8 protein-coding genes and 1 tRNA gene are annotated in these 7,096 nt (G+C 59.5%); all 9 read left to right on the top strand.

The window, feature by feature from the left end; all coding sequences use genetic code 11:
- On the top strand, positions 1 to 1,052 hold a 1,052-nt coding region (thrS, locus tag HP546_RS23210), incomplete at its 5' end, for a threonine--tRNA ligase (protein WP_172230005.1).
- Positions 1,052 to 1,603, top strand: coding sequence for a translation initiation factor IF-3 (infC, locus tag HP546_RS23205; protein WP_172230002.1), 552 nt, complete (start codon positions 1,052 to 1,054; stop codon positions 1,601 to 1,603). The genes thrS and infC, both read left to right, overlap by 1 nt.
- Before the next feature lie 61 nt (positions 1,604 to 1,664).
- Complete coding sequence (rpmI, locus tag HP546_RS23200; protein WP_008100408.1) at positions 1,665 to 1,859, top strand: 50S ribosomal protein L35; 195 nt, start codon at positions 1,665 to 1,667, stop codon at positions 1,857 to 1,859.
- A 27-nt stretch (positions 1,860 to 1,886) separates the two neighbouring features.
- Positions 1,887 to 2,243: a 50S ribosomal protein L20 gene (rplT, locus tag HP546_RS23195; RefSeq protein WP_040069108.1), complete on the top strand. Its 357-nt coding sequence runs from the start codon at positions 1,887 to 1,889 to the stop codon at positions 2,241 to 2,243.
- 109 nt (positions 2,244 to 2,352) lie between these two features.
- Positions 2,353 to 3,369: a phenylalanine--tRNA ligase subunit alpha gene (gene pheS / locus HP546_RS23190; protein ID WP_172229999.1), complete on the top strand. Its 1,017-nt coding sequence runs from the start codon at positions 2,353 to 2,355 to the stop codon at positions 3,367 to 3,369.
- Between the two features lie 32 nt (positions 3,370 to 3,401).
- The gene (gene pheT, locus HP546_RS23185; RefSeq protein ID WP_172229996.1) at positions 3,402 to 5,783 is read left to right on the top strand and encodes a phenylalanine--tRNA ligase subunit beta; all 2,382 of its coding nucleotides are present in this window, start codon (positions 3,402 to 3,404) and stop codon (positions 5,781 to 5,783) included.
- A gap of 4 nt (positions 5,784 to 5,787) precedes the next feature.
- Positions 5,788 to 6,090 (top strand): integration host factor subunit alpha, encoded by a 303-nt coding sequence (gene ihfA, locus HP546_RS23180; protein WP_054887105.1) that lies wholly within the window; start codon positions 5,788 to 5,790, stop codon positions 6,088 to 6,090.
- On the top strand, positions 6,071 to 6,427 hold the full coding sequence (locus tag HP546_RS23175; protein WP_172229993.1) for a MerR family transcriptional regulator: 357 nt from the start codon (positions 6,071 to 6,073) through the stop codon (positions 6,425 to 6,427). The genes ihfA and HP546_RS23175 overlap by 20 nt, the downstream gene beginning before the upstream one ends.
- 117 nt (positions 6,428 to 6,544) lie before the next feature.
- Positions 6,545 to 6,621 (top strand) — tRNA-Pro (locus HP546_RS23170).
- The last annotated feature ends 475 nt before the right edge of the window (positions 6,622 to 7,096 follow it).

Below are 7,096 nucleotides of genomic sequence, written 5' to 3'. Positions count from 1 at the left end.
AAATCAAGACCCCGCAGGTTGTCGACCGCATTCTCTGGGAGCGTTCCGGCCACTGGTCCAACTATGCCGAGAACATGTTCACCACTTCGTCGGAAAGCCGTGACTACGCGGTAAAACCGATGAACTGCCCATGCCACGTGCAGGTGTTCAACCAGGGCCTTAAAAGCTACCGCGACCTGCCGCTGCGCCTGGCCGAGTTTGGTGCCTGCCACCGTAACGAGCCTTCCGGCGCCCTGCACGGCATCATGCGCGTGCGTGGCTTCGTACAGGACGATGCGCACATCTTCTGCACCGAAGAACAGGTGAAGAAAGAAGCCGCAGACTTCATCAAGCTGACCCTGGACGTGTACAAGGACTTCGGCTTCAGCGACATCGCCATGAAGTTGTCCACGCGTCCGGCCAAGCGCGTCGGTTCCGAAGAGCTGTGGGACCGCGCTGAGTCAGCGCTGGCCGACGCCCTGAACGAATCGGGCCTTGAGTGGGAATACCAGCCGGGCGAGGGCGCCTTCTACGGCCCGAAAATCGAGTTTACCCTGCGCGATTGCCTCGGCCGTAACTGGCAGTGTGGTACCCTGCAGTACGACCCGAACCTGCCAGAGCGCCTGGATGCCAGCTATATCGCCGAAGATAACAGCCGTGTGCGCCCGGTCATGCTGCACCGCGCCATCCTCGGGTCGTTCGAGCGCTTCATCGGCATGCTGATCGAGCACTACGCTGGCGTGTTCCCGGCGTGGCTGGCACCGACCCAGGCGGTGATCATGAATATCACCGACAAGCAGGCCGATTTCGCCCTCGAGGTAGAGAAATCTCTGAACGGTAGCGGTTTCCGTGCCAAGTCGGACTTGAGAAATGAGAAGATCGGCTTTAAAATCCGCGAGCATACTTTGCTCAAGGTCCCGTACCTTTTGGTTATAGGGGACCGCGAAGTCGAAACGCAAACCGTCGCTGTGCGCACTCGCGAAGGCGCTGACCTGGGCTCCATGCCCGTCGCCCAATTCGCAGAGCTGCTGACACAAGCGGTTTCCCGGCGTGGTCGCCAAGAATCGGAGTAATGACTATTAAGCGTGAAATGAGAAACGATAAGCGTGCTGTACCGAAGGCCCCGATCAACGAGAATATCTCGGCCCGCGAGGTTCGGTTAATTGGCGCAGACGGCGAGCAGGTTGGCATCGTCTCGATTGATGAAGCGCTGCGTATCGCTGATGAAGCGAAGCTGGACCTGGTAGAAATCTCTGCAGACGCGGTACCGCCTGTCTGCAAGGTCATGGACTACGGCAAGCACATCTTCGAAAAGAAGAAGCAGGCCAACGAAGCCAAGAAAAACCAGAAGATCATCCAGGTCAAAGAAATCAAGTTTCGTCCAGGGACGGAGGATGGGGATTACCAGGTAAAACTACGCAACCTGGTACGTTTCCTTACCGATGGGGACAAGGCCAAGATCTCTCTGAGATTCCGTGGTCGTGAGATGGCCCACCAGGAGCTGGGCATGGAGCTGTTGAAGCGGGTTGAAGCTGACCTCGCCGAATACGGCACCGTTGAGCAGCATCCTAAGATGGAAGGACGCCAGCTTATGATGGTCATCGCCCCCAAAAAGAAGAAGTAATCTCCCGGGCACGGCAGGCCTGATGATTATTGTGTAATTTTTTTCGAATGCGGAGTTCAACATGCCAAAAATGAAAACCAAAAGCGGTGCTGCGAAGCGCTTCCTGAAGACAGCTTCGGGCTTCAAGCACAAGCACGCTTTCAAGAGCCACATCCTGACCAAAATGTCGACCAAGCGTAAGCGTCAACTGCGTGGTAGCAGCTTGCTGCACCCGTCCGACGTGGCGAAAGTCGCGCGCATGCTGCGCGTTCGTTAATTCTGGTTAAGATAGAGGAAGTTACTCATGGCTCGTGTTAAGCGCGGCGTTATCGCTCGTAAGCGTCACAAAAAAATTCTGAAACTGGCTAAAGGTTACTACGGTGCACGCTCGCGCGTATTCCGTGTAGCCAAGCAAGCGGTCATCAAGGCAGGCCAATACGCCTACCGCGACCGTCGCCAGAAGAAGCGTCAGTTCCGCGCACTGTGGATTGCTCGTATCAACGCCGGTGCCCGCGTTAACGGTCTGTCCTACAGCCGTTTCATCGCTGGTCTGAAAAAGGCTTCGATCGAAATCGACCGTAAGGTTCTGGCTGATCTGGCAGTGAACGAAAAAGCGGCGTTTGCTGCGATTGTCGAGAAAGCTAAAGCCGTTCTGGCTTAAGTACCCGCGACAATCACCCGGCGGCGCTAGCGCCGTCGGGCATTGAACGTCATCGATAGGGGAAGAGCCTTCAAAGCTCTTCCCCTATTTTCGTATCTGGAGTCTGTACATGGAAAACCTGGATGCGCTGGTCTCCCAAGCCCTTGAGGCCGTGGAGCGCGCTGAAGACATCAATGCCCTGGAACAGATCCGGGTTAATTATCTCGGCAAGAAGGGCGAGCTGACCCAGGTGATGAAGACCCTGGGCAACCTGCCAGCCGAAGAGCGGCCGAAAGTCGGCGCGCTGATCAACGACGCCAAAGAGCGCGTCACCGTTGTGCTCAATGCCCGCAAGGCCGCCTTTGAAGAGGCCGAGCTCAGCGCTCGCCTGGCTGCCGAATGCATTGACGTCACCCTGCCAGGCCGCGGCCAGGCCACCGGTGGCCTGCACCCGATCACCCGTACACTCGAGCGCATCGAGCAGTTCTTCACCCACATCGGCTACGGCATTGCCGAAGGCCCAGAGGTCGAAGACGACTACCACAACTTTGAAGCGCTCAACATCCCCGGCCACCACCCGGCCCGGGCGATGCACGACACCTTCTACTTCAATGCCAACATGCTGCTGCGCACCCACACCTCGCCGGTGCAGGTGCGGACCATGGAGTCCAGCCAGCCGCCGATCCGCATTGTCTGCCCGGGCCGCGTCTATCGCTGCGACTCGGATATCACCCACTCGCCGATGTTCCACCAGGTCGAAGGCCTGCTGATCGATCGCGATATCAACTTCGCCGACCTCAAGGGCACCATCGAAGAATTCCTGCGGGTATTCTTCGAAAAAGAACTGGCGGTACGTTTCCGCCCATCGTTCTTCCCCTTCACCGAGCCGTCCGCCGAAGTCGACATCCAGTGCGTGATGTGTTCCGGCAACGGCTGCCGCGTGTGCAAGCAAACCGGCTGGCTCGAAGTCATGGGCTGCGGCATGGTGCACCCAAGCGTGCTGCGCATGTCCGGCATCGACCCTGAAGAGTTCCAGGGCTTCGCCTTCGGCATGGGCGCCGAGCGCCTGGCCATGCTGCGCTATGGCGTCAACGATTTGCGTCTGTTCTTCGACAACGACCTGCGCTTCCTCGCGCAATTCCGCTAGGTCAATGCCGACGCAACTTTCAGGAGAACAGCATGAAATTCAGTGAACAGTGGCTGCGCGGTTGGGTAAACCCGCAAGTCTCCCGTGACGAACTGGTCGCCCGCCTGTCCATGGCCGGCCTCGAAGTCGACAGCGTTACCCCCGCTGCCGGCCAGTTCAGCGGCATTGTCGTGGGCGAAATCCTCGCCACCGAACAACACCCGGACGCCGACAAGCTGCGCGTGTGCCAGGTGACCAACGGCCAGGAAACCTTCCAGGTCGTGTGCGGCGCGCCTAACGCCCGCCCAGGCATCAAAATTCCGTTCGCCATGATCGGCGCCGAGCTGTCTGGCGACTTCAAGATCAAGAAGGCCAAGCTGCGCGGCGTCGAGTCGTTCGGCATGCTGTGCTCGGCTGCAGAGCTGGAAATCAGCGAAGAGAACGACGGCCTGCTGGAACTGGCTGCCGACGCCCCGGTGGGTGAAAACATTCGCACCTACCTGAGCCTGGACGACGCCAGCATCGAAATCGGCCTTACGCCGAACCGCGGTGACTGCCTGTCCATCGCTGGCCTGGCCCGCGACGTCAGCGCCCTGTACGACACCCCGGTCACTCGCCCGGTGGTGCCTGCCGTCGCGCCGGCCCACGACGAAGTGCGCCCGGTCGAAGTCAGCGCCCCGGCTGCCTGCCCACGCTACCTGGGCCGCGTTATCCGTAACGTCGACCTGAGCAAGCCGACCCCGCTGTGGATGGTCGAGCGCCTGCGCCGCAGCGACGTGCGCAGCATCGACGCCGCCGTCGACATCACCAACTACGTGATGCTCGAACTCGGCCAGCCGATGCACGCCTTCGACCTGGCAGAAATCAACGGCGGCATCCGCGTACGCATGGCCGAAGAGGGCGAAAAACTCGTCCTGCTCGACGGCCAGGAAGTGGCGCTGCGCGCCGACACCCTGGTAATCGCCGACCACACCCGCGCCCTGGCCATCGCCGGCGTAATGGGTGGCGAGCACAGTGGTGTGAACACCGAAAATACCCGCGACCTGTTCCTCGAAAGCGCCTTCTTCGAGCCGATTTCCGTCGCTGGTAAAGCCCGTTCCTACGGCCTGCACACCGATGCCTCGCACCGCTACGAGCGCGGCGTCGATTCGCAGCTGGCTCGCGAAGCCATGGAGCGCGCCACCGCGCTGCTGCTGGACATCGTTGGCGGCGAAGCCGGCCCGATCGTCGAAGCCGTCAGCCAGCAGCACCTGCCGCAAGTGGCACCGGTGACCCTGCGTGACGAGCGCATCACCCAGATGCTCGGCATGCAAATGGACCCAGCCCAGGTCGAGCAACTGCTCAACGCCCTGGAACTGACCACCACCCGTGAAGGGGAAGGGCAGTGGACCGTCAGCGTGCCAAGCCATCGCTTCGACATCAGCCTGGAAGTAGACCTGATCGAAGAGCTGGCCCGCCTGTACGGCTACAACAACCTGCCGGTTCGCTACCCGCAAGCCCGCCTGGCCCCGCAAGGCAAGCCGGAAACCCGCGGTGACCTGCCAACCCTGCGCCGCCTGCTGGTTGCCCGCGGCTATCAGGAAGCCATCACCTACAGCTTCGTCGACCCGAAACTGTTCGAGCTGTTCAGCCCGGGCGTAGAGCCGCTGCTGCTGGCCAACCCCATCTCCAGCGACATGGCCGCCATGCGCGCGTCCCTGTGGCCAGGCCTGGTCAAGGCACTGCAGCACAACCTGAACCGCCAGCAAGACCGCGTGCGCCTGTTCGAAAGCGGCCTGCGCTTCGTCGGCCAGCTGGGTGACCTGCAGCAGCAGCCAATGATCGCCGGCGTTATCACCGGCAGCCGCCTGCCAGAAGGCTGGGCCAACGGCCGCGACAGCGTCGACTTCTTCGACGTCAAAGCCGACGTCGAAGCCCTGCTCGGCTACTCCGGTGCCCTGGCCGACTTCACCTTCAGCGCCGGCAAGCACCCAGCCCTGCACCCAGGCCAGACCGCCGCCATCGAGCGCGACGGCAAACTGGTCGGCTACCTCGGCGCCATCCACCCAGAGCTGGCCAAAGCCCTGGACCTGGACCGCCCGGTGTTCCTGTTCGAGCTGGTGCTGGGTGAAGTGGTCGAAGGCCGCCTGCCGAAGTTCAGCGAACTGTCCAGGTTCCCGGAAACCCGTCGCGACCTGGCCTTGATCGCCGGCCGTGATGTGGCTTCCAGCGCGGTGCTTGAATTAATTCGTGACAATGCAGGCGAATGGCTCACAGACCTCAGGCTGTTTGATGTCTACCAAGGTAAAGGCATTGATCCTGATAGAAAAAGCCTTGCCGTCGGCTTGACCTGGCAGCATCCATCGCGCACTCTTAACGACGATGAGGTGAACACTACCCTGCAAAACATCCTCACCTCGCTCGAACAAAGGTTGAACACCACGTTAAGGAAATAACGGCATGGGTGCTCTGACGAAAGCTGAGATGGCCGAAAGGCTGTACGAGGAGCTAGGGCTTAACAAGCGTGAGGCCAAGGAGCTGGTCGAGCTGTTTTTCGAAGAAATTCGGCACGCACTTGAAGAGAACGAGCAGGTCAAGCTGTCCGGTTTCGGCAACTTCGACCTTCGCGACAAACGCCAGCGGCCGGGCCGCAACCCCAAAACCGGGGAAGAGATCCCGATCACTGCACGGCGCGTCGTCACCTTTCGTCCAGGGCAGAAGTTGAAGGCCCGGGTTGAGGCCTATGCTGGAAGCAAGCCATAACGACGAACTGCCCCCCATACCGGGCAAACGCTACTTCACCATTGGTGAAGTGAGCGAGCTTTGCGCGGTAAAGCCGCACGTGCTGCGGTATTGGGAGCAGGAGTTCGATCAGCTGAACCCTGTGAAGCGGCGGGGGAACCGGCGGTATTATCAGCGGCAGGACGTGCTGATGATTCGGCAGATTCGGGCCTTGCTGTATGAGCAGGGGTTCACCATTGGCGGGGCGCGGTTGCGGCTCTCCAGTGATGAGGCTAAGGATGAATCTAGCCAGTACAAGCAGCTGATTCGGCAGATGATTGTTGAGTTGGAGGATGTGCTGGTGGTTTTGAAGAAGTGAGCCTGGGTTTTTCTGATGGGTGGAAAATTTTTTGAGAAAAAGCTTCCACTTATCAGATGGTTAGGGTACATTCTTCAACGTTCTCGGCAGGATTGAGAACATGCTTCAAAGCCCAGTCGGGGCGTAGCGCAGCCCGGTAGCGCACTTGCATGGGGTGCAAGGGGTCGAGTGTTCGAATCACTCCGTCCCGACCAAAAAACTCCAAAGAATCCAGTCACTTAACGGTGACTGGATTTTTTTATGGCTATGGTTTTTTGCGGTGAATTCATTTTTGCCCCACTTTTTGCCCCACCGCGAAATCTCTTGAGTTTGTTGGCTTGTTATTGGTTCCTCTTAGATTGTCTGACCTTCAGCCAAGTGCTTACTCAGGGTTTCGCGTGAAAATCAGGTGTTACCAGGTGGTGTACGCCTTTCAGGATGCGTCTATCGGCTGCTGACAATGACCGCGTGGCGGTCTGATCAATGCAGTTTTTAGGGCGACAACAAGGCTGGCTTATCCAGTCCGAGTATCCGAGTCCATGTGCCACTGCTTCAGCTCCAGACCCTGCTGAGCAAGCCAGGCTTTGAAGGCGGCGTAGTCCTCGTCGAAGTCTGGCTCGTCGGGGTGGCTCCACCATCCGTCTTGGTCGCGCTCGACTGCCACACGTTGGATCAGCTTGATTCTTCAGG

It is taken from the genome of Pseudomonas sp. CM25 (genome assembly GCF_013179705.1).
In the GTDB taxonomy this organism is placed as follows: domain Bacteria; phylum Pseudomonadota; class Gammaproteobacteria; order Pseudomonadales; family Pseudomonadaceae; genus Aquipseudomonas.
Note: the sequence above shows the minus strand (reverse complement) of the source record. Positions and strands in the feature narration are given on the sequence as shown.

Coding starts and splice junctions, on each gene's coding strand:
- infC (WP_172230002.1), top strand. CDS start 1,052: ATGACTATTAAGCGTGAAATGAGAAACGATAAGCGTGCTGTACCGAAG.
- rpmI (WP_008100408.1), top strand. CDS start 1,665: ATGCCAAAAATGAAAACCAAAAGCGGTGCTGCGAAGCGCTTCCTGAAG.
- rplT (WP_040069108.1), top strand. CDS start 1,887: ATGGCTCGTGTTAAGCGCGGCGTTATCGCTCGTAAGCGTCACAAAAAA.
- pheS (WP_172229999.1), top strand. CDS start 2,353: ATGGAAAACCTGGATGCGCTGGTCTCCCAAGCCCTTGAGGCCGTGGAG.
- pheT (WP_172229996.1), top strand. CDS start 3,402: ATGAAATTCAGTGAACAGTGGCTGCGCGGTTGGGTAAACCCGCAAGTC.
- ihfA (WP_054887105.1), top strand. CDS start 5,788: ATGGGTGCTCTGACGAAAGCTGAGATGGCCGAAAGGCTGTACGAGGAG.
- HP546_RS23175 (WP_172229993.1), top strand. CDS start 6,071: ATGCTGGAAGCAAGCCATAACGACGAACTGCCCCCCATACCGGGCAAA.